At 68.1% G+C, this 21,225-nt stretch carries 18 protein-coding genes; 9 read left to right on the forward strand and 9 right to left on the reverse strand.

Going from position 1 to position 21,225, the window contains the following annotated elements; all coding sequences use genetic code 11:
• Window positions 1–34 precede the first annotated feature (34 nt).
• The gene (locus ACLJRL_RS02225; RefSeq protein WP_410654282.1) at window positions 35–1,495 is read left to right on the forward strand and encodes a flavin-containing monooxygenase; all 1,461 of its coding nucleotides are present in this window, start codon (window positions 35–37) and stop codon (window positions 1,493–1,495) included.
• Window positions 1,496–1,573: 78 nt separating this feature from the next.
• Here the strand turns inward: ACLJRL_RS02225 and ACLJRL_RS02230 are convergent, their stop codons facing one another.
• The 5 genes from ACLJRL_RS02230 to ACLJRL_RS02250 all read right to left on the reverse strand — a co-directional run bounded on the left by ACLJRL_RS02230 (window position 1,574) and on the right by ACLJRL_RS02250 (window position 9,484).
• Window positions 1,574–2,044 (reverse strand): helix-turn-helix domain-containing protein, encoded by a 471-nt coding sequence (locus ACLJRL_RS02230; RefSeq protein ID WP_410654283.1) that lies wholly within the window; start codon window positions 2,042–2,044, stop codon window positions 1,574–1,576.
• A 236-nt stretch (window positions 2,045–2,280) separates the two neighbouring features.
• Window positions 2,281–3,687, reverse strand: a complete 1,407-nt coding sequence (locus tag ACLJRL_RS02235) for an LCP family protein (protein WP_410655132.1) — start codon at window positions 3,685–3,687, stop codon at window positions 2,281–2,283.
• A 386-nt stretch (window positions 3,688–4,073) separates the two neighbouring features.
• Window positions 4,074–6,242: a phospholipase A2 gene (locus ACLJRL_RS02240; RefSeq protein ID WP_410654284.1), complete on the reverse strand. Its 2,169-nt coding sequence runs from the start codon at window positions 6,240–6,242 to the stop codon at window positions 4,074–4,076.
• Window positions 6,243–6,323: 81 nt separating this feature from the next.
• Window positions 6,324–7,769, reverse strand: a complete 1,446-nt coding sequence (locus tag ACLJRL_RS02245; RefSeq protein ID WP_410654285.1) for a GGDEF domain-containing protein — start codon at window positions 7,767–7,769, stop codon at window positions 6,324–6,326.
• A gap of 500 nt (window positions 7,770–8,269) precedes the next feature.
• Window positions 8,270–9,484, reverse strand: a complete 1,215-nt coding sequence (locus tag ACLJRL_RS02250) for an MFS transporter (protein ID WP_410654286.1) — start codon at window positions 9,482–9,484, stop codon at window positions 8,270–8,272.
• Between the two features lie 371 nt (window positions 9,485–9,855).
• Here ACLJRL_RS02250 and ACLJRL_RS02255 point away from each other — a divergent pair, with 371 nt between their 5' ends.
• A complete protein-coding gene (locus ACLJRL_RS02255; protein ID WP_410654287.1) occupies window positions 9,856–10,749 on the forward strand; it encodes an SDR family NAD(P)-dependent oxidoreductase in 894 nt (297 codons plus the stop codon).
• On the opposite strand, the gene ACLJRL_RS02260 is transcribed toward ACLJRL_RS02255, so the two are convergent.
• Window positions 10,746–11,402, reverse strand: a complete 657-nt coding sequence (locus tag ACLJRL_RS02260; protein ID WP_410654288.1) for a maleylpyruvate isomerase N-terminal domain-containing protein — start codon at window positions 11,400–11,402, stop codon at window positions 10,746–10,748. The two genes, ACLJRL_RS02255 and ACLJRL_RS02260, sit on opposite strands and share 4 nt — an antisense overlap.
• Before the next feature lie 113 nt (window positions 11,403–11,515).
• Entirely contained in the window at window positions 11,516–13,360 is a 1,845-nt protein-coding gene (locus ACLJRL_RS02265; protein WP_410654289.1) for an AMP-dependent synthetase/ligase, read from the reverse strand.
• Window positions 13,361–13,655: 295 nt separating this feature from the next.
• On the opposite strand from ACLJRL_RS02265, the gene ACLJRL_RS02270 reads away from it, so the two are divergent.
• The 7 genes from ACLJRL_RS02270 (at window position 13,656) to ACLJRL_RS02300 (ending at window position 19,986) form a co-directional block, all read left to right on the forward strand.
• Entirely contained in the window at window positions 13,656–13,787 is a 132-nt protein-coding gene (locus tag ACLJRL_RS02270; protein ID WP_410655191.1) for a hypothetical protein, read from the forward strand.
• Window positions 13,771–14,952, forward strand: a complete 1,182-nt coding sequence (locus ACLJRL_RS02275) for a kynureninase (RefSeq protein ID WP_410655133.1) — start codon at window positions 13,771–13,773, stop codon at window positions 14,950–14,952. Before ACLJRL_RS02270 ends, ACLJRL_RS02275 begins: the two co-directional genes overlap by 17 nt.
• Window positions 14,953–15,291: 339 nt before the next feature.
• Window positions 15,292–15,687, forward strand: a complete 396-nt coding sequence (locus tag ACLJRL_RS02280) for a hypothetical protein (RefSeq protein ID WP_410654290.1) — start codon at window positions 15,292–15,294, stop codon at window positions 15,685–15,687.
• Between the two features lie 372 nt (window positions 15,688–16,059).
• Window positions 16,060–18,621, forward strand: a complete 2,562-nt coding sequence (locus tag ACLJRL_RS02285; RefSeq protein WP_410654291.1) for a nitrate- and nitrite sensing domain-containing protein — start codon at window positions 16,060–16,062, stop codon at window positions 18,619–18,621.
• The gene (locus ACLJRL_RS02290; protein WP_037341577.1) at window positions 18,622–19,032 is read left to right on the forward strand and encodes a roadblock/LC7 domain-containing protein; all 411 of its coding nucleotides are present in this window, start codon (window positions 18,622–18,624) and stop codon (window positions 19,030–19,032) included. It abuts the gene before it with no gap.
• Window positions 19,029–19,400, forward strand: coding sequence for a DUF742 domain-containing protein (locus ACLJRL_RS02295; RefSeq protein ID WP_181773680.1), 372 nt, complete (start codon window positions 19,029–19,031; stop codon window positions 19,398–19,400). Before ACLJRL_RS02290 ends, ACLJRL_RS02295 begins: the two co-directional genes overlap by 4 nt.
• Complete coding sequence (locus tag ACLJRL_RS02300; RefSeq protein WP_410654292.1) at window positions 19,381–19,986, forward strand: GTP-binding protein; 606 nt, start codon at window positions 19,381–19,383, stop codon at window positions 19,984–19,986. The genes ACLJRL_RS02295 and ACLJRL_RS02300 overlap by 20 nt, the downstream gene beginning before the upstream one ends.
• Window positions 19,987–20,065: 79 nt before the next feature.
• Here the strand turns inward: ACLJRL_RS02300 and ACLJRL_RS02305 are convergent, their stop codons facing one another.
• Window positions 20,066–20,491 (reverse strand): DoxX family protein, encoded by a 426-nt coding sequence (locus ACLJRL_RS02305; RefSeq protein ID WP_410654293.1) that lies wholly within the window; start codon window positions 20,489–20,491, stop codon window positions 20,066–20,068.
• A 193-nt stretch (window positions 20,492–20,684) separates the two neighbouring features.
• Complete coding sequence (locus ACLJRL_RS02310; RefSeq protein WP_410654294.1) at window positions 20,685–21,134, reverse strand: DoxX family protein; 450 nt, start codon at window positions 21,132–21,134, stop codon at window positions 20,685–20,687.
• Between the last annotated feature and the right edge of the window lie 91 nt (window positions 21,135–21,225).

Consider the following 21,225-nt stretch of genomic DNA (forward strand, 5'->3'; position numbering starts at 1 on the left):
CCGGTAACAGGTAAGTCGAGCGAGAGGTCGGGTCATGGGCAACCGCACCGAGACCGGTGTCGTCATCGTCGGAACCGGTTTCTCCGGTCTGGGCATGGCCATCCAGCTGCGGAAAGAGGGCCGCGAGGACTTCGTCATCCTGGAGAAGGCCGACGACGTGGGCGGCACGTGGCGCGACAACACCTACCCCGGCTGTGCCTGCGACATCCCCTCGCATATGTACTCGTTCTCGTTCGAGCAGAACCCCGGCTGGTCCCGGGCCTACTCGCCGCAGCCGGAGATCTGGCGCTACATGCGCGAGGTCGCCGACAAGTACGACCTCCGCCGCTTCACCCGCTTCGGCCAGGAGATGACCGGCGCCCGCTGGGACGCCGACGAGAACCGCTGGCACGTCACGGCGAAGTCGGGCGAAGAGTTCGTCGCCCCCGCGCTCGTCGCCGGGGTCGGCGCGCTGCACCTGCCGCAGATCCCGAAGCTGCCGGGTATCGAACGCTTCCAGGGCCGGGCGTTCCACTCCGCGCGGTGGGAGCACGACTACGACCTCACCGGCAAACGGGTCGCCGTGGTCGGCACCGGCGCGAGCGCGATCCAGTTCGTGCCCCAGATCGCGAAGGACGTCGCCGAACTGACGCTCTTCCAGCGGACGCCGCCGTGGATCATGCCGAAACCGGACCGCGAGATGCCGGTGGCCCTTCGGAACACGTTCCGTTCGGTTCCGTTGCTGCAGCGCGCTTTCCGCAACGTTCTCTACTGGATGCTCGAAGCCCGCGCGATCGGCTTCAACGGCCACCCGGCCGTGATGAAGCTCGGCCAGCGCATCGCGAAACGCAACATCTTCAAGGGTGTCAAGGATCCGGAACTGCGCCGGAAGCTGACGCCGGACTACACCATGGGCTGCAAACGGGTCCTGGTTTCCAACGACTACTACCCGGCGCTCGCGCGGGACAACGTCGACGTCGTCACCGACGGGGTCACCGAGGTCCGCGAGCACAGCGTCGTCGACGGCGCGGGTGTCGAGCACGAGGTCGACGCGATCATCTACGGCACCGGGTTCCACGTCACGGACGCCTTCGACGATCTCGAGATCATCGGCCGGGACGGGCGCAACCTCGGCAAGGAGTGGTCGTCGGAGGGAATGCGGACCTACCAGGGCATCACCGTCTCCGGATTCCCGAACCTGTTCTTCCTGCTCGGCCCGAACACCGGGCTGGGACACAACTCCGTGGTGTTCATGATCGAGGCCCAGATCTCCTACGTCGCGCAGGCGCTGCGTTTCGCGCGCGGCAAGGCGATCGACCCGCGGCCCGAGGCGCAGGAGCGGTTCAACACCGAAATCCAGCGCAAACTCGCCAAGGGAATCTGGACCCAGGGCGGGTGCAAGAGCTGGTACCTGGACGCGAAGGGCGTCAACCGGACGATCTGGCCCGGCTTCACCTGGCGGTACTGGCTGGACACCCGCAAGGTGCGGCGCGAGGACTACGACCTCCTCGGCTGAAGGGGACCGGGGAGAAGAGGGAGGTCCGTGAGGGCCAAGTTGGGGGGCATGGCCATCACGGACCGGGGAACGCCGCGCTCATGAGGGGTTGAGCCGGCGAAGCCTTCCGATGAGCTCGACGGTGGGGAGGCCGCAGAGTTCGGCCATCCGTTCGAGCGCCGAGAAGTCGAGATGGACGTCGGCGGGGCCGGAGTCGCCCGACCGTTTGAGCCGGTCGTCCGCCCAGCGTCGCAGCGGGAGCAGTTCTTCCTGGTCGTCCTTGATCACCGCGCGCAGGTCGATCCGGACTCGGCCCGGTTCGTCCACGAACACCCGGCGATGCACCTTGGCCAGCAGATCCTGGGGCAGCTCGTCCATCGCGATGCACAGCTCGACCAGCCGCACCACGGAACAGTGCCGGGTGCCCAGTTCGTAGGTGGCCAGCGTCTGCAGCGAGATCTCGCTCTGCAGATGCTGGTTCAGTTCCTTGCGCGTCCAACCACGTTTGCGGCGGAGCTTGCGGAGCTCGTCTCCGAGTATCCGCTGATAGCTCTCAGCGTCGATCAGCACTCCCCGACCCCTGCCTTGCCAACCTGCTGCCATCGCTCGCCCCATGTGACTGAAACCGGGACGAGCGCACTCACGTGTATGAAAGTCAGCAGGTCGCCCGCTCTTACGCGGTTTCGGGGGTGGTTTTCCTACCGATTTTGACCTGTTAGGCCGAATGAGTGATCAGTAGTAACACAGCGCAGACGTGGACTAACGCAGCGTCGATCAATACAGCGTCGATCAATACAGCGGAGGCGTCAGTTGATGCAGGGCACGCCTTCGGCCGTGATCGGCTTCTCGTCGGACTGCTCGGGCGGCGGGGCCGCGGCCGAGGAACCCGCGGCGTTCTGCGAGGACCCGGCGCCCTGTGCGCCGTTCGCGGCCTTGTAGTCCGAGCCGAGGAAGACCATCACGTGGCCGGCATCGACGCTCTTGTCCTCTTGGATGGTCGGGTTGCCGCCGAGTTCGTCGGCGACGGCCTGGCCTGCCGCCTTCTGGCCCTTGGCGACCCAGATGACCGTCTTCTTGCGCGAGGTCGCGTTGGCGGTGTCGCCGCCGGTGAAGCCCTTGTCGACGAACTGCTTCAGCACCGTCGAGGCGAGGCCGTCCTTGCCCGAGGAGTTGCGGACGTCCACCGTGGTCGCCTTGTTGGGCGAATCGGCGGGCGGGGCCTGCGGCTGTTCGCCGGGTTGCGGGCCGGCGAGACCCTGGACGAAGTCCTTGACCTGCTTCGGGTCGACCTGGATGGCGACGCCGTCGTCCGGGGTCTTGTACTCGATGTTGACGATCGGGATCGTCCGGAACTCGAGCTGGCCGCCGGTCAGGCCCTTCATCTGCTGCGCGAAGCCGAAGATGTCCCAGTTCTGGTTGAGCACGACGGACTTCTTGATCGCCGTGATCAGGTCGTTGAGCCTGCCCGGGTTGGCGAGCGTGCCCGCCGAGAGCACCTTGCGGGCCATCCCGGCCATGAAGACCTGCTGGCGGACGACGCGGTCGAGGTCGCCACGGGGGAGCCCGTGGCGCTGCCGGACGAACCCGAGCGCTTCGACACCGGAGATGGTGTGCGGGCCCTTGGTGAACTTCGCGCCGGAGAACTGGTCGTTGACGTTGTCGTTGAGGCAGACGTCGACCCCGCCGATGGCCTGGGTGATCTCGCTGAAGCCGAGCAGGTTGATGGCGGCGTAGTTGTCGATGGTCGAGCCGGTCAGCTTCTCGACCGTCTTGATCAGGGTCTTCGCCCCGGCCTCGTTCGCCTTCTGGTCGAGTTCCTTCGGGTCGGAGACGCCGTCGGCCTGAAGCGTCTTGCGCGCGTCGAGCATCGCGCGGGCATAAGCAGAGTTGATCTTGTGCTTGCCGAAACCGCCGGGAATGTCGACATAAGAGTCGCGCGGCAGCGAGATCGCGACGGCCTTCGAGCCGTCGTTCGGGATGTGCACGAAGATCAGCGAGTCGGTGTTCAGTTCGCCGTCGGCCTGTCCGGCCCGGAGCTGGGCGAGGACCTCCTTGGACAGCGGGTTGCCCTGCGCGTCCGTGCGGCTGTCGAGGCCGACCATGAGGATGTCGCGGGCACCGTCGGCGGGCTTGTCGCCCGCGTCGGCGCCGATCCCGACGTTCGCGAAGGTCAGGCCGTCCATCGCGGCCCACGCGTAGCCGGTCAGGCCCATCACCAGCAGCGATACCAGCCCGAGGGCGACCTTGGGGCCGCGGAACGAGCGCCGCGGAGCGCGGTTCGGTTCCGGGCGCCGAGCGGGTGCGCCGGCGGTCTGGCGGGCGGGCGCCGGACGGCCTTCCCGCGGCTGTGCCGGGCGGGAGGGAGTGCGTCCGGGCGCGTCCTGCCCAGGCCGGGCGGGACGGCGGTCCCCTTGCCCATTCCGAGGCGGGTACTCCACTCGGTCTGCTCCTTCTGCTCGTTACTTGCTTACGACCTTCTCAAGGGACGCATGGTGCCTGTTGGAGGTTGTCGCAGGATTACACATCCCCTGGCAGATGTGGCACGCACCACCGGTTTCGCCACAATGGTACGGATAACCGCTGGTCAGCGCCGTGCGGCTCAGGGAAGGACGCGCCTGGCCGCGCGAGCGGGGACCAGCGTGGCGGCCGCGGCGAGCATCGCGACGACGATCGTCGCGACCGGCAGCGCGACCGAAGCGGCGCTCACGTGCTTGCCGTCGAGGGCGGTCATCAGGGGCGGAGCGCAGGCGACCGCGCAGACCAGCCAGGTGCCGGTCATCCGGCTCGTCCCGTTGCGCACGGTGTGCAGGAGGTACACCCCGAGCAGCAGGTTGACCAGGCTCTGGACCGGTCCGAGCCGCAGCCCGAGCAGGTCGGCGTCGGCCGAAGCACCGCCGAAACGGGCCAGCGCGAACCCGAACACACCGAGCATCGCGTAGGCCATCCCGACCGTCGCCGCGGCCCGGCAGAACACCGCGGCGCGCAGCCCCGGCTCGTCGGCGGCCTCGGGTTGCGGCCGGGTGTGCCAGTGGCGTTCGAACCACCAGAAGACCAGCACCGCGGGCACGCCGAGCAGCGCCAGCGCGAGCAGGACGCGCGGGCGGGCCAGCCAGCTGAGGCCGTCCACCAGCGGACCCGGCAGGTAGACGACGGTCACGAGCAGCAGCATCGCCGCGAGGAAACCGAGGTAGAGGCTCATCGGCGCGCGAAGCACGAGCCGGGCGGTGGCGGCGACCGCGGCGCGTTCGCCGAACCGGGCCAGCGGCCGCGCGAGCAGGGCGAGGAGCGCGAGCTGGACCAGGCCGAGCAGGAGCACCCCCCACGGCGGACCGGAGAGCGCGGCCGGGGCGCCGGGCCCGCCGAGCAGCATCGGGCCTTCGCCGCGGACGGCGACCGCGAGCCCCAGCCCGGCGGCGCCGGTGAACGCCGTCCCGAGCAGGACGGCACGGGACAGGCGGACGCCGTCGGCGTGGGCGAAGGCGAGTTGCTGGACGAACAGCGCGAGGACCAGCGTTTCGACGTAGCGAGGGATGGCGGAGCCCGACCACTGCGCGGCGACCTCGCTCGCGACGGTGAGCAAGAGCAGTCCGGCGACGGAGGCGGCGCGTGTCCGGCGATACAGCGCCAGCAGCGCGGGCGCGAGGACGACCGTCAGCAGGAACACCCCGAGCAGCCAGAGCGGATGCAGCGCGATCCGCATGACGGTGGCGTTGGTACCGGCCGGGATCCCCAGCACCTCCAGCGCCAGCGGTACGACCAGCGCGACCACGGCGAAGATCAGCGCCGGGCGCAGCAGGGGGCTGGCTCGGTCGGCCAGGTACTGCGGATAGCCACGGCCGGATTCACGGATCGATCGCCAGCCTGCCTCGTTGATCCGGCCGACCGCGAAGAAGATCAGCGGACACAGCTGGGCGATCCAGGTGAACGGCCACAACGACCGCTCCGGCGCGCCCGCCCAATGCGCGAGCGCCACGGCGGACTCGCCGAGCAGCATCAGCACCACGCCGGCGACCCCGAGCAGGGCCCACCGGCCGACCGGCAGGACGGGACGCGGCTCGCGAGGGACCGTGACGACGGTCCGGCGGGCGCGGGCCCAGCCGCGGAGGCGGAAGACCAGCAGCGCGCCGATCACCAGCACCCCGACGATCATCGGGCCCAGTGGATCGCCGACCGGCGGTCCCCATCGCTGGTGCCAGGAGTTGAGGACGAGCCCGGCGGTATAGAGGGAAGCGACGACGTCGCAGGTGCCGCGGGAATCCATCGGGTTGATGACGCAGGCGTTGTGCATGTCGGCCGACAGCCGGTCGTCGAGCGAGGACCTGGCCTCCTGGCCGAGCGGATGTCCCTTGCGCTCGGCGTAGCGGAGGATGTCGTAACCGAGATCGTGAGCCTTGCAGGGGACCGCGTAATCCCATTTGGTGTTGTCGTCGCCCCACGGAGCCGAGCAGCCGCCGTCGGTGTGGACGCCGCGCACCGTGCCGTCGCGCGCCGTCATCACGGTCGGGGTGATCCCGCTGACCTGGGTGAAGTCGGCGGGCAGCTTCGCGATGGCGTCCTCGACGGGTCCGGGACGCACCAGCGCGTCGACCGCGTTCTGCGCGGCGAGGATGTCACCCGCCGGCGGTCCCTGGTCCGGCGGCGACGCGGGCCGCGAGGCGATCAGGCCGAAACCGAACACCAGCACCGTGACCAGCAGCAACCAGCCCGACGTCGACCACGGCCGCCGGATCCGGGAGGGCTGGCCGTCGATGTCGGCTGTGGCTGGCATGGCGTCCAGGGTGCCATCAGCCGATCGGGGCCGACATCCGGATAACCCCCGGTTTCACCCACCAGGTGGCCGAAGGGGCCTTCACGCCTCGTCGGCGGGCGCGGGCGGAGCGGGTCGTTCCACGTCGTGGGCGAAGCGCACCTGGTTGCGACCCTTCTCTTTCGCCTCGTAGACGGCGGCGTCGGCGGCGTGCAGGAGTTCTTCCAGGGATTCACCGTGACGAGGGAACAGTGCCGCCCCGATCGAGGTAGTGCGGCCGGAGATGGTGGTCCGGCCGCCTCGTTTGTCGGTAGTCACGATATGCAGTTCCGCGATTGCGCTACGCACTCGCTCGGCGGCGAGTTTCGCCGCCGTTTCGTCGATATCGGGCAGGAGAACGAGGAATTCTTCGCCGCCGAAGCGGCCGACGACGTCGGCGGGCCGAGTGACCTCGTCCAATTTCTGTGCCACATCGCGGAGCACGTCGTCCCCGGCAGGGTGTCCATATGTGTCGTTAATCCACTTGAAGTGGTCGAGATCAATCATCAGGAGTGCCAGGTTGTCGTCCGATCGGGCGGTCCTTGCGAGCGCCCGATCGGCCGACTCCGACCATCCGCGCATGTTCAGAGCACCGGTTTTCGGGTCCGTCCGCGCGTCGTTTTGCAGTTGGTCGATCTCGGCGAGGCGATTGAACACCACCGTCACCACGGCCATCACGATCACCATCGGCGGCATGATCAACAGCAGCACCGCGGTCACCGCGCCGAGGCCGATCGTGATGGCCTCCAGCAGGTTGTCCGCCTTATTGCCGAGCACGGTCGACACCGGCGGCCGCTGTGGCGAGCCCGCCGTGAGGATGCCGCCGATGTAGACGATCTGCACCGCCTCGAAGACCAGCCCGGTGACGATCAGGACGCCGAATTCGCCGAGCGTGCCCCAGCCGGAGATCGTTCCCCATTCATGCGGGCCGAACGCGGCGAAGGTGAGCGATGCCAAAGTCACCGAAACGCCGTGGGTGACCGAGGAGAACACGAAGTTGTGCGCCGGGCGGCGGGCGATGAACCAATGCTGAATGCGCACGATCGCGATTATCGAAAGCGTCAGTGAAAGCGGAAGGATCACCGCGGCGGGAAATGTCCAGACGGCGGTGAGGTCGATCAGGACGGTCCGACTCCGGTCGCGTCGTCTTTCCTCTTGCCGCTGGGTCAGCTGAATATGAGCGGTGGCGCCGACGGCGAGGATTCCGAAGCGGACCCAGTCGATTCTTCCCGGCGTTTCGGAATGCATCGTGGCGACGACCATGATCGCGATTCCGATCGCCTCCATGGCGAAAAGGAACGCGATGAACCGTTTCGGCCGCTGCCACAGCGCCCACGCCCTGGGGTCGTACGGATGGCGTCGCGGAGGTTCGGCCTGGTCACCATCCGGGCTTGCCCGCCCGCGTTCGGTCACCGGTACATCCGTCCCGGAAGGAACCGACGCCGCTCTCTCCCCGAGGTCACCGGTGCCGTTGCCGTGCTGGCGACCGTCGCCGGTCTCGGCTGGCAATTCCTACCTCTTTTCCGCGCGGACGGCACGGTTGAGTAATCTCACCGGTACCGACTGAGACACCGTTCGTATTCCACGGCCGGTATCATCCCATCGCATCAGTTGTTCCGCACCGGCAAGGGTGCTCGCGCCGACGCGCCCCTGACTCGCCTTGCCCGCGAACACGGACCGGAGGTGGCTATCGTGTCCCGCGATTTCTGATCTTGAGATCTGAATGGTTTTCGAGACGTGGTGCGGAAGGGGTGACGGATAGTGTCCAGTCGTGACTTTTGAGCCGGGACAAGGTATTAGTTCGCAGCGAGGTGGCCAGGAGGTGTGTGACCGTGTCGAGCCGTGACTTCTGAGCAAGAGCCGTTTCGGGTCGCTTGATTGATTTCGGCCCGGGTACCGAAGAGCGCACCGCCGAAGACCGAGGTATCGGAGCAGTGTTCCGTCGAGATCATCGAGTACGAACCCGCCGGGCGGCTGTGCCGCCCCAGGGGCCGTCCAGTGTGGATTCCTCATGACAACAACGGTTCCGGGCTGGTTCCGTTGACGTGCGCCCAGCTGAACGCGACCAGCACGGCCAGGAGAAGGCCGACCACGCCGGCCAGTGCGATGGCCGAAGTCGCGGACCCGAGCCGCTCGGCGGCGAGCCCGCCGAGTCCCGCCCCGATTCCCTGAGCGACCCGCAGACCCGTGCGGTACACCCCACCCGCACCGCCCCGGAGTTCGTTCGGGACCCAGGTGATGAACGTGGCGCTCACCGTGATCAGGTATGCCCCCGCCGCGCCCGCCGCCGCCAGCAGGAGCAGCGCCGGAATCAGTCCCGGTTCGAGGATGAAGACGATCAGGGCGATCATCGGCAGTGCCGCCAGCACACCCAGCAGTTTCCTTCGTTGTTCCGCGGACACGAAGCGCGACAGCAGGAACGCTCCGATGACGAATCCCAGCGGATCGGCGGCCAGTAGCCAGCCCACCGCCTGTTTCCCGACGCCCATCTCCGCCGCGAGCGGAGCCGCGAGGCCTTCCGGGACGACGGCGAGACCCACCAGCCACGAAAGCCAGATCAAGACCCGCAGGTGACGGTTGGCGAAGACGTTCTTCACCGCGCCGAACCAGCTGCCGCCGCCATCGGACGCGGCCGCGCGGCGGGAGACGGCGAGCCGGACCACGGCCGCGCTCAGCAGGAAGGTCGCCGCGTCGAGCGCCAAGGCCCAGCTCGCGCCGACCTGGGACACCAGCAGACCGCCGCCGGCGAGGCCGAGCAGCATCGCGGTATTGGTGGAGATACCGCGGATGTCCTGGCTCTTGAGGTAGAGGTCGTCGTCGGTGAACACCTCGCGGGTGAGCGCGTTCTGCGCGGCGTTGCCGGGCGCGTTCGCGAGCCGCGCCAGCACCACCAGCCCGCACAGCAGGGGCAGCGGGGTACCGGGGATCGCCATGAACCCGATCAGCACGGCCTGGAACAGCGACGAGAAGACGAGGACGGTGCGCCGCGGGTAGCGGTCGGCCAGCTGGGAGAGGCCGAGGCCGCCGGCGAGGGCGGGCAGGAAGGTCAGGGAGTAGACCACCGCCGAAAGCAGGGCGGAGCCGGTGCGGTCGTAGACGAGGATCGCCAGCGCGACGATCGTGAGCTGGTCCCCGATGAGGGATTGGACTTCGGCGAACCAGAGTGCGCGGAACTCGCGGTTCGCCAGGGCGGCGGTCATCTTGGGCGTCGCGTTCGTCTTCACTGCGTGACCACCTCCCCCCGATCGGGTGAACTTCACTCCCTCGCATTCTTGCCTGCCTTGTTACGGGACCGTCGAGGGAGTCACAGTTAAGGACCCGCTGTTCGACGTTCAGTATGCCTCCGGCTACAGCGAGACGAACAGAAGACCAACCGATCCATGGGCTGTTAGGCCGATCGAGCTACGCCGTCTGACGGGTCGGTCACGCCGGTCTGACTCGTGCGCGGGTATCTCCGCACCGATCGCCCCACACTCGCTCGGCGCAGCGCGGGTGCCGTTCGCCGCCGCCGGAGCCCGCGTTGGGCCGAATGGGCCAACACTGAAAACAGACCGGTCTGGAGGTGGAGGCCGGCCGGGCAAAAGGGGTGAGACCGATGAACGGTTTGCTCGACGACAAGGCGGTCGTCGTAACCGGCGCGGGGCGGGGGCTGGGGGAGGCCTTCGCGGTGCATGTGGCGAGAGCGGGTGGCGCCGTCGTCGTCAATGACATCGATGCCGGGCTGGCCGAGCGGACGGCGGCGAACATCCGCCGGTTCGGCGGCCGGGCGGTGGCCAGCGGGCACAGTGTCGCCGATCCGAAGCAGGCGCAGGAGATCATCGATCTCTGCCTGGCCGAATTCGGCGGGATCGACGGGCTGGTCAACAACGCGGGCCTGAACTACGAGGCCTTGCCGTGGGAGGACGACGTCGAGCAGGCCCGCGAACTGGTCGAGGTGAACGTGCTCGGCGTGATGTACACCGGGCTCGCCGCGATCAAGGCGATGGTTTCGCGCGGTACCCGGGGCTCGATCGTCAACATCTCGTCCGGGGCTTCGCTCGGGCAGCGCAAGCTGGGCGTGTACGCCGCGAGCAAGGGCGCCGTCGCCTCCCTGACCTACTCCTGGGCGCTCGACCTGGAGGAGAGCGGGATCCGGGTGAACGCGCTCTGCCCGCTCGCGCACACCCGGATGGTGTGGAAATCCGAACGGTCGCTGCGGGCCTGCCCGCCGGACCGGACGCCGTCACGGATCGCGTCGGTCGTGCTGTTCCTGCTCGGCGCGGGGTCCGACGGCATCACCGGGCAGATGATCCGCTGCAACGGGCCGCAACTGCACGTCATGGGGCAGCCGTTCCTGAAGCAGCCCATCCTCGAGCGGCCGGTGTGGGACACCGAGACCGTGCAGCGCGCCTTCGACGAGGTCTTCAGCGCGCACCTGGAGAACTACGGCCTCGAAAAGCGTGTCCCGCCCAGGCTGCGTAAGTGGACGGAGTCGACCAGGACGGCCTAGCCGACCACGAAGGGGAGCTTCGCGGCCAGGTCACCCAATTCGGCCTGCTCGGCTGGGGTCGGTTCACGGCGTCCGGTGCCGACCAGCAGCGCGTCGGTGTCGGAGAACGACGCGGGGAACTTCTCCCCGGTGCGCCGCTCCACGATCTGCCGCGTCTTGGCGAGGGCCGCGTCAGACGGTCCCGACACGTGCGGCAGGTGGGCGGCCAGATCGAGGTGGTGCAGCGTCCACTCCAGGACGTAGGCGGTGAGGTAGTCGCCCGCGGAGAGCACGATGTCGCGGGTGGCGACCCGCATCCCCGGGTCGGCGAGGTCGGCGGCACGGCCCGCGGCGGAACCGACGTCGTCGAGGTGGAACTTGAGGAGCCGGGGCTCCTGGTACGCGGCGGCGAGACGCACGATCAACGCGTCGAGGTCGTCTTCACCGGTGGGCGGCTTGTCGCTGACCTCCCAATAGGTGACCGCGTCGCGCGTCGGTGCCGTTTCGGCGGGGGTGGCGAGGGTGATCAGCACGTCCTGCGCGTCGATCACCAGGTGACACACCAGGTCCTGCACCAGCCAGCCGGCACAGCCGGACGGTTTGGCGAAGTCTTCGTCGGGGAGATCGGCAACGGCCGCGAGCAACGCCGCCCAAGAGCGGGAGAAGAGATCCACGGCGGCAAGTTAGCAGCGTCAGGCCACCTCGGGCGACCCTTTGGACGATTCCGTGAAGGACTCCTTGAGGAACTCTGATTCCCTCAAGGAGTCCTTCACGGACCAGCAGAGACTTACGCGCCGCGTTCGCCGGTGTACAGGTCCGCGATGGCCGGGGCGTAGCGGTCGTTGATGATCCGCCGCTTCAGCTTCAGCGTCGGGGTCACCTCACCGCTTTCCGGCGTCCACGCCTTCGGGATCACGTGGTACCGCTTGATCTGCTCGATCCGCGCGAGCCGCGAGTTCGCCGATTCGACGGCCTTCTCGATCTCGGCGCGCACCTGCTCGTTGTCGGCGAACGATTGCCCTTCGGTGAGCTGGAGGCCGTTCGCGGTGGCCCAGCCGGGCGCGATCTCGTCGTCGACGACGATCAGCGCGGTGACGTACGGCCGGTCGTCGCCGATCGCGACCGCCTGCCCGATCAGCGGGTGCTCCTTGAGCAGTCCCTCGATCTTCGTCGGGGCGATGTTCTTCCCGCTCGAAGTGATGATCAGTTCCTTCTTGCGGTCGGTGATCGTGACGAAGCCGCGTTCGTCGACCGTTCCGATGTCGCCGGTGGCGAGCCAGCCGTCGGCGTCGATGTCGGGGTTGATCGAACCGTCCTCCTGCAGGTAGCCGAGGAACACGATCGCGCCGCGCACCAGCAGTTCGCCGTCTTCGGCGACCTTCACCTCGATACCTTCGAGCGGCTTGCCGACACTGCCCGCCTTGAACGCCGACGGCGTGTTCGAGGTGACCGCGCCGGTGGTCTCGGACAGGCCCCAGACCTCCTGGATCTCGATCCCGAGCCCGGCGATGAAGTACAGGATCTCCACCGGCAGCGCGGCGGCGCCGCTGGAGGCGACCTGGATGTTGTCCAAACCCAGCATGGCCCGCACCGGGGCGAGCGCGGCCGCATCGGTCTGCGCGATCTTCTCCGCCAGTTCCGGCGGGACCTCTTTGCCGTCACTGCGCAGTTTGTAGCCCTGCTGCAGGAGTTCGTTGGCGCCGAGCAGCCCGTCGCGCTTGTCCTCCGGCAGCGAACCGAGCAGGTTCTTCAGCCCCGCCACCATCTTTTCCCAGACGCGGGGAACGCCGAAGAAGCTCTGCGGGTGCACCTGGCCGAGCGCGCCGACGACGGCGGTGGGGTCGCCGACGGTGTGCACGTGCCCGGCCCACACGATCGGCATGTAGATCGACAGTTCGCGTTCGGCGATATGCGCGAGCGGCAGGTACGCGATGTTGGTGGCGTGCATCGGGGATTCGTGCAGCGCCTTGACCGCGGTGGCCTGGTAGATGGCATTGCGGTGCGACAGCACGACACCCTTGGGGTCGCCGGTGGTGCCGGAGGTGTAGATCATCGACAGCGGGTGGTCCGGGGTGATCGCGGACCACGCCGTCTCGAATGCCGCCGGGTCGGCCGCGTGCTGTTCGGCGCCCGCCGCGCGGAGGTCGGCGAAGGACAGGAAACGCTTGTCGTCCGCGGGAATCACGGATTCGTCGAGGACGACGACGTGCCGGAGCGCGGGCAGGTCGTCGAGGACCTGGGACCAGCGGCCGAGTTCGTCGGCCCCGGCGAGGACGACGACTCCGGCGGCGCTGTGCCGGGCGACGTACCCGATCTGTTCCGGGCTGAGCGTCGCGTAAGCGGTGCACGGGATCGCGCCGAGATGGGCCGCGGCGAGGTCGGCGATCAGGTGTTCGGGACTGCTCGGCGCCATGATCAGCATGCGGTCACGGGTGCCGAGCCCGAGCCCGGCGAGGCCGCGCGACACCTCCGTGATCGCGGTGCGGAACTCACGCCAGTTCAGGGTCGGCTTGCCCTCGGCGTCGAGGGACGTCACCGCCGGCAACTCACCGAACTCCTCGGCGTTGCGGTGAAGCAGGGCGGGGATGGTCTGGCCTTCGATCTGCTCGGCGACGGTCGGCTGGGTGGTCAACGCTGGCCTCCTCGATGCTGCCTGATCAGCCACACTGTAAGGGCTTCCGTCAGTGGTGGATAGAGAATCGCGGCCACGGTTGCACTACGCGAAATGTCCACCTTTTCCGTTTTTACCGCGTCAGTCGCCGACACGGGTTGAACGCCGTGCAGGCGGAACTCGCGCCGCGCGACGACGACAACCGCAGCGACTGGCGCAGTTTCCTCACCCTCGCGTCGCGTTCGCAGGAGCAGGGCGCGCGGGAGTTCTTCACGACGCTGGCCTCCGGCGAAGGGCTGGCGCTCGGCCACTCGCCGTGGTCGCGGTCCAGACCGCGCTCGACGCCGGTGGGCTGTCCGAAAAGGACGCTCGTACCCATGCCCGGCTCTTTCAGTCCTATGAGCTGGACTTCTGGAACACCCTCGCCGACGATTACCGCTGTGACTGATCTCGTAGCCGGGGCCGCGGCGCTGGACGCGGCCGATCCCTTGGCGCACAAGCGAAACGAATTCGACCTCGACGCGAGTGTCGCCTACTTCGACGGTAACTCGCTGGGCGCGCCGCCGAAGCACGTCGCGGAGCGGCTCGCCGTCGTCGTCCGTGAGGAATGGGGCGGGCGGCTCATCCGCTCCTGGTCGGAGGGCTGGTGGGAGGCGCCGGTGCGGGTGGGCGAACGCATCGCTCCGCTGGTGGGCGCCGCGCCGGGGCAGGTCGTGGTGGCGGATTCGACGAGCGTGAACCTGTTCAAGGCGCTGGTGGCCGCGACCAGGCTCAACCCTGGCCGCGACGAGATCCTGGTCGACGCCGACACCTTCCCGACCGACGGCTACATCGCCGACGAGGCCGCGCGGCTGACCGGGTGCTTGGTGCGCCGGGTGGTCGCCGAGGACATGCCGGACGCGGTGAGCGATCGGACGGCCGTCGCGCTGATCAACCACGTCGACTACATCACCGGACGCGCCCACGACATGGTCGCGCTGACCGAGGCGTTGCACCGCGCCGGGGCACTGGCGCTCTGGGACCTCTGCCACAGCGTCGGCGCGCTCCCGGTCGAACTGGATTCCTGCGGGGTCGACCTCGCCGTCGGCTGCACCTACAAGTTCCTCAACGGTGGTCCGGGCTCGCCCGCTTTCCTCTATGTGGCAACGAAATGGCTGGATCGCTTCGAGCAGCCGCTGGCCGGCTGGGCCGGGGACCGCGACCCGTTCGCGATGCGCGGCGCGTACGAGGCGGGCGCCGGGATCGCGCGCGGCCGCTCGGGCACACCGGACATCCTTTCGCTGCTGGCGCTGGACGCGGCGCTCGACGTCTGGGACGGCGTGGACCGCGATGCCTTGCGGGAGAAGGGACTCGCGCTCGGTGAGTTCTTCTTCCGATGCGCGGACGAACTCCTCGACGGCGCCACGATCCTGACCCCGCGCGGCGAGGACCGCGGGCACCAGATCTCGATCACCGACGACGACGCGGCCAAGACGACGGCGGCGTTGACCGAACGCGGGGTGATCGGGGACTTCCGCCCGCCCGACGTGGTGCGGTTCGGCCTGGCGCCGCTCTACACGACCTACGGCGAGGTGCTCCGCGCCGTCTCGACGTTGCGGGAGCTCCGGAGCTGACGAGGGTGCCGGGCGGCCCCGGCCAGTATGGAGAACGTTCTGTCTTGCTGCTGTCGAAGTGTCATGAAAGGGTCTAGCGGGACGAAAAGTGTCCTGAAAGACCCTTTCATGACACCAGCCGAAAAGAGTGAATCTCCTTCAGGAATCGGTGGCAAAAAGGTGATCACCTCGCCCCCGTGGGGGAGAGAGGGGCGATTTCACACTGGCCCGCTGTTAAACTCGATCTTCGCTCTCGCCGCGAGTGTGACGTAGATCCTTTCCCTGTGACGTAAGGAAAAGCCGCGTCGTGCGTCTCTCCGGCGAGGCGCAGGCCACGGCGCCGGGAAAAGGAGGGGACAAGTGTCCTTACCCATCGCGAATCACCGGCCGCAGCGTGTCCGCCCGGTACCGCTCGCCTATGCCGTCGTCGCCGTGTTCGGTCTCGCCGCCGGTTTCCTGCTCAATGAATTCGGTTCGCGGTACCCGGTCGAGACGGCGCTCGTCGTGCTCCTGGTCTGCGGGGTGGCGACGCTGTGCTGGGCGGGCGTCCGGCTGCTCCGCGACGCGTCGGCCAAGGTCGACGCGCTCCTCGACGACGAGCTCAGCGGGCGCCACGAAGATCATTTCGCGGAATCTTCCGCAATAGGTGTCGGTAATTCTCGATTTCGCGGTTCGAAGGCCCTTGCACCCTCGTTCCTTCTGGGGGATGTCGTTCGCAAACCGAACGGTATGTGGGGCTCTGGTCCGAAAGCGTGAGCGAGGTCACGGCGAGTAGTTTTCGTCGACTTTCTTGTTGAGACATGAGTACGCTCGGCTGTTACTTGATCGAGTCCGTGGACGGCGGATCAAGCCGCTGCCTGCGGTAAACCTCCAGGTGGCCAGCAGCAAAGACGCCCAGGTGAGCGCCTCAAAGCACGTGGTGGACTGACGAGGTCCGCCACGTGGTCGTCAGGGAGTCACGGGAATACGTGACTACCCTTCGCGTCTGGACTTGACTCACCCGTTTGGGTCTCCTAGCGTCTTCGCGGGCGGAGCGGACCACGCTGTGTTGATCCGGCTATGCGGATCCGGGTAGATGAGATCCCCGGCGACCCGACACCAAAACTGCCGGAAGGAAAACGGACCACGGTGAAGCAGATTTCCCTTCGACGAGGCCGCGGGTCTTCGATTCGTTCGCGCGTTCTGATGATCGCGCTCATTCCGAGTACCGCGCTGATGCTCGTCGGTCTCGCGATCGGCGGCTACCTCATCTTCGACGCCGTCAACGGCCGCGACTACGCGCAACGGATCCGGGGCTCGGAAGCGCCCACGGTCCCGTTCTTCGGCCAGATCCAGGAGGAGCGCCGGCTGACGCTGCGCGAGCTGGCGGGTGACCGTTCTCAGCACGCCGCGCTCGTGGAGCAGCGCGCCAAGACCGACGCCGCCACCCAAGGCGTCGTCAGCTATCTCCAGACCTTGGTCGGCAACTCGCCCGACGGCGTGCAGCGCAACATCGCCACGGTGAGCGGGCTCTTCCAGAAGATGCCGCAGATCCGGCAGTCGGCCGACTCCGGTCAGCTGCCGCTGCTCGACGCCTTCACTTACTACAACCAGATCGTCGACCAGTTCGTCGAAGGTCTCACCGGTTTCGCCCAGGACGCGCCGAACGCGGAGAACGCCTACCAGCGGATCACCGCGGTGCCGCTGTTCACCGCGATCGACCAGCTGCAGCGGTCGAACGCCCTCGCCGCCGCGGCCGTGGCGGGCGGCGGCTTCACCGACGAGACCTACCGCGCGTACGTCACCCAGGTCGGTTCGTACCGCTCGCTGCTCGAGTCGTCCGTGACGCGGATGCCCCCGGGCGTCAAGGCGAAGTTCGACCAGCTGATCGCGAGTGATCCGTGGAAGGCCGTCAGCGCGGTCGAGAACACGTTCCTGCAGAACAGCAAGGCCACGCTCCCGGTGCCCGAGCAGCTCTGGCTGCAGTCGGCCCGGGGCGTCGGCGACGCGATGATGCGCGGCTTCGTCGAGCAGAGTGGCGCCGCCACGACTCAGGCCATCGACGACGCCGACCGGACACTGATCACCTCGGCCATCGCCGCGGCCATCGCGCTGCTGGTGGCCATCGGCGTGTTCGTCATCGCCGTGCGCCTGTCCAACCGGCTCATCGGCAGGCTGGCCCGGCTGCGCGAGGACACCCTCGACGTCGCCGAGATCCGGCTGCCCGAGCTGGTCGAGCGGGTGCGGGCGGGTGAGCCCGTCGACCTCGACGACAAGGGTCACTTCCTCGACCACGGTGACGACGAGATCGGCCAGGTCGCCGAGGCCTTCAACAAGGCGCAGCAGACCGCCATCGCGGCCGCCATCGAAGAGGCCAGGACCCGTGAGGGCACCAAGACGGTGTTCCTCAACATCGCGCACCGCAGCCAGGTCATCGTGCACCGTCAGCTCAAGGTGCTCGACCAGGCCGAGCGCAAGCAGGAGGACCCGGAGCAGCTGGAGACGCTGTTCCAGCTGGACCACCTGTCGACCCGTGCCCGTCGTAACGCCGAGAACCTGATCATTCTCGGTGGCGGCCAGCCCGGCCGTCAGTGGCGCAAGCCGGTCACCCTCGCCGAGCTGACCCGTGGTGCCTCGGCCGAGACCGAGGACTTCGCCCGGGTCAAGACGGCGAAGATGCCCGCGATCGCGGTCCAGGGCCCGGTCGTCGGCGACCTCGTGCACCTGCTCGCCGAGCTGATCGACAACGCGACCGCCTTCTCGCCGCCGCAGTCGCGGGTCGAGCTGCGGGGCAACGTGGTCGGCAAGGGCGTCGTGATCGAGGTCGAGGACCAGGGGCTCGGGATCGAGCCGGAACAGGCCGCCGAACTGAACGCGATGTTGGCCGATCCGCCGGACTTCGGCATCATGGCCTTGTCAACCGAGCCACGGCTGGGCCTGTTCGTGGTCGCGCGGCTCGCCGCACGCCACGGGATCTCCGTGCACCTGCGCGAATCCGCGTACGGCGGCACCAGGGCCATCGTGCTCGTTCGTACCGACCTGCTCGCGCCGGTCCCGTCTGATCAGCCGGAGGACGAGGTGGACCCCGAGAGCACCGAGGTGCCGGACGCCGCGCCGCTGCGCCCGGGCCGCCGTGCCCGCCACCGCACCGAGTTCCCGGCGGAACCGCCGCAGCTCCCGGTGCCGATGCCCGGGGCTCCCCAAGCCCCGGTGCAGCAGCAGCCCGGCCCGGATTCGCCGGGTGCCGCGTTGCCGCCGCTGCCCCCGCGCCAGCCGCGAGTGCCCCGTCCCGAGACGCCGAGGTCCGAGACAGCGCGGCCCGAAATGCCGAGGCTCGAGACGCAGAGGCCTGAAATGGCCCGGCCCGAGCCGATCCGGCCCGAGCCCGTACGTGGCGAGGCCCGGCCGGTGCAGCCACCGGCGTGGCCGCCCGCCGACTCCCGACCGCAGGACGTCCGGCCGCCGCAGACCCGGCGACCGGGCCCCGAGGCGCCCGGCAGGCCACCACTGCCTCAGCGCCGCCGTCAGCAGAACCTGGTCCCCCAGCTGATGGAGGACCGGCCTGAAGCCCAGGGCGAGGAGGTCCGCGAGGACACCCCCGAACTGGCCAGGAATCGCCTCGCCGCGTTCCAGCAGGGCACGCGCCGCGGCCGGGACACCGAACCCACCGACGACTACACCGACCTCGACATGTACGGAGATCGTGACTAGATGGCCAACGCAGGAGTCAGTGAACTCGACTGGTTGCTGGATGACCTGGTCAAGCGGGTCAGCGGTGCGGACAGGGCGGTAGTCCTTTCTTCCGACGGCCTGCTCATCGGACGCTCCGGCAACCTGTCGGAGCAGGACGGCGAGCATCTGTCCGCGGTGGCGTCGGCGTTCCAGAGCCTCGCGCGGGGCACCGGACGGCATTTCGGCGGCGGCAACGTCCGGCAGACCATGGTCGAGATGGACCACGCTTTCCTGTTCGTCACCGCGGCGGGCCGCGGCGCGTGTCTGGCGCTGCTGGCCAAGGAAGACGCGGACATGGGCCTGGTGGCCTATGAGATGAACCTGATGGTCAAGCGGGTCGGCGCGGTGCTCACCTCGGCGCCTCGCGCCGCGACTCCCACTTCGCCATGAGCGGCCGGCACGAGTCGTGGTTCGAGGAGGACGCCGGGCCGCTGGTCCGGTCGTACGCGGTCACGGGCGGGCGCACCCGCTCGGACACGCTCGGCCTCGACCTGATCACGCTGGTGGTCGCCATGCGCACCGCGCACGAGGTCGCCGGCTTCGAGCCGGAGTACGGGCGCATTCTCAATCTGTGCCAGAGACCGACCTCGGTGGCGGAGGTCGCCGCACGTATCGATCTGCCGTTGCCGGTGGTGAAGGTGCTGCTGAGCGACCTCATCGAGCAGAACCTCGTGCTGTTCCGCACCGCGACACCGGTGACCGACACCCCCAATAAACACGTACTCCAGGCGGTTCTTGATGGCATCCGGAAACTCTGAGCCTCGGCGATCGTTGACCGCGAACGCGGTCAAGGTCCTCATCGCCGGCGGGTTCGGGGTCGGTAAGACCACGATGGTCGGTTCGGTCAGCGAGGTTCCCCCGCTGCGTACCGAGGAGGTCATCACCGCGGCGTCCGAGGGCGTCGACGACCTCACCGGTGTGGAGAAGAAGACGACCACCACGGTCGCCCTCGACTTCGGCCGGATCACCATCAACCCCGAGCTGATCCTGTACCTGTTCGGCACGCCCGGGCAGGACCGGTTCTGGTTCATGTGGGACGAGCTGGCCGAAGGCGCTCTCGGCGCCGTCGTGCTGGCCGACACCAGACGGCTCGACAGTTGCTTCGCGGCTGTCGACTTCTTCGAGCGCCGCGGATTGCCGTTCGTCGTCGCCGTCAACTGCTTCGACAACGCGTACCGCTATGGCACCGAGGAGGTCCGCCAGGCGCTCGACGTCGGCATGGACGTCCCGCTGCTGCTGTGCGACGCGCGGGAACGTGACTCGACGAAGCAGGTCCTGACCATGCTGATGGAGCACGTGCTCGAGCTGTCCGACCTGGCCGCGGGGATGCCGCAGGGCCGCTGACGCCTCACGAAAACGCTAGGAACGGGCCTTTCCTTGCAAATTTTGCAAGGAAAGGCCCGTTCATAGCGTTCGGGAGAGGTCAGGACTTGCGGCGGCGACGCAGGGTGTCGAGCGCGTAGGTGCCCGGGCCCACCACCGCGAACAGCAGGAAGACCCACGAGTACAGCGCGGCGGTCTCACCCTTGTTCTGCAGGGGGAGCAGGGCGTCGGGCTGGTGGACGACGAAGTACGCGTAGGCCATGGTGCCCGAGAGCAGCACCGCGACCGGTCGCGTGAACAGCCCGACGAGGATGAGCGCCGAGCCGACCAGTTCGATCACCCCGGCGTACCAGCCCGGCCAGGTGCCGAACGGGGCGGCGGGCTTGTCGAAGAATCCCATCTTCTGCAGTCCGTGGCAGAGGAAGAGGAACGAGACGACGACACGGACGACGGAGAGGGCGATTCCCTGCCACTTGGCGGTGGTCGGGCCCGCCTCGATGCTCGTCGTGGTGACTGTCTGGGTCATGACGCATCCTTCCGGCTCAAGGTGGTCTAAACCATTGATATCCTGAGGATGCTGCCTCATCCCGTTGCACGGTACTTTCTTTCGTGGGGTAGTTCGGGGAATATGTCCGGAATTAACAACCCGGCAACGGGGCGAACGCGAAAACGCCCCCTTTCCTGGATTCATTCCAGGGAGGGGGCGTTTTTCCGCCGGGTCAGCGGCGGCGGCGCAGCGTGTCGAGCGCGAAGGTGCCCGGGCCGATCGCGGCGATCAGCAGGAAGATCCAGCAGTAGAGGGTGGACAGCTCGCCCACGTTCTGCAGCGGCAGCAGGCCTTCCGGTGCGTGGACGGTGAAGTAGGCGAAGGCCATGACGCCGGAGAGCAGCACAGCGACCGGTCGGGTGAACAGGCCGACCAGCACGAACGCGGCGCCGACGAGTTCGATCACGCTGCCGTACCAGCCGGGCCAGGAACCGAGTTCGACCGAGCCGCCGGCGCCGTCGACGCCACCGAAGAAGCCGAATCCCTGCAGGCCGTGGCAGAGGAAGAGGAACGACACGACGATGCGCACGGCGGACTGGATGACGCCCTGGGCCTTGGCGGCACGCGGCGTGGCGGTGGCGGTCGTGGTGGCGGTGGTCCGGGGGGTCGTGGTCTGCGTCATCGTTCTGGTCCTTCCGAGGAGTGTGTGGGGCGCTTCTGCCAACGCGTCGGACGGGCTCGACACGATTCGACATCCGGCTCGAAACTTTTTT

The sequence above is a fragment of the Amycolatopsis sp. lyj-112 genome, from assembly GCF_046549055.1.
Lineage (GTDB): Bacteria > Actinomycetota > Actinomycetes > Mycobacteriales > Pseudonocardiaceae > Amycolatopsis.

Coding starts and splice junctions, on each gene's coding strand:
- ACLJRL_RS02225 (WP_410654282.1), top strand. CDS start 35: ATGGGCAACCGCACCGAGACCGGTGTCGTCATCGTCGGAACCGGTTTC.
- ACLJRL_RS02235 (WP_410655132.1), bottom strand. CDS start 3,687: ATGGGCCTGACCGGCTACGCGTGGGCCGCGATGGACGGCCTGACCTTC.
- ACLJRL_RS02240 (WP_410654284.1), bottom strand. CDS start 6,242: ATGCCAGCCACAGCCGACATCGACGGCCAGCCCTCCCGGATCCGGCGG.
- ACLJRL_RS02255 (WP_410654287.1), top strand. CDS start 9,856: ATGAACGGTTTGCTCGACGACAAGGCGGTCGTCGTAACCGGCGCGGGG.
- ACLJRL_RS02290 (WP_037341577.1), top strand. CDS start 18,622: ATGGCCAACGCAGGAGTCAGTGAACTCGACTGGTTGCTGGATGACCTG.
- ACLJRL_RS02295 (WP_181773680.1), top strand. CDS start 19,029: ATGAGCGGCCGGCACGAGTCGTGGTTCGAGGAGGACGCCGGGCCGCTG.
- ACLJRL_RS02300 (WP_410654292.1), top strand. CDS start 19,381: ATGGCATCCGGAAACTCTGAGCCTCGGCGATCGTTGACCGCGAACGCG.
- ACLJRL_RS02305 (WP_410654293.1), bottom strand. CDS start 20,491: ATGACCCAGACAGTCACCACGACGAGCATCGAGGCGGGCCCGACCACC.
- ACLJRL_RS02310 (WP_410654294.1), bottom strand. CDS start 21,134: ATGACGCAGACCACGACCCCCCGGACCACCGCCACCACGACCGCCACC.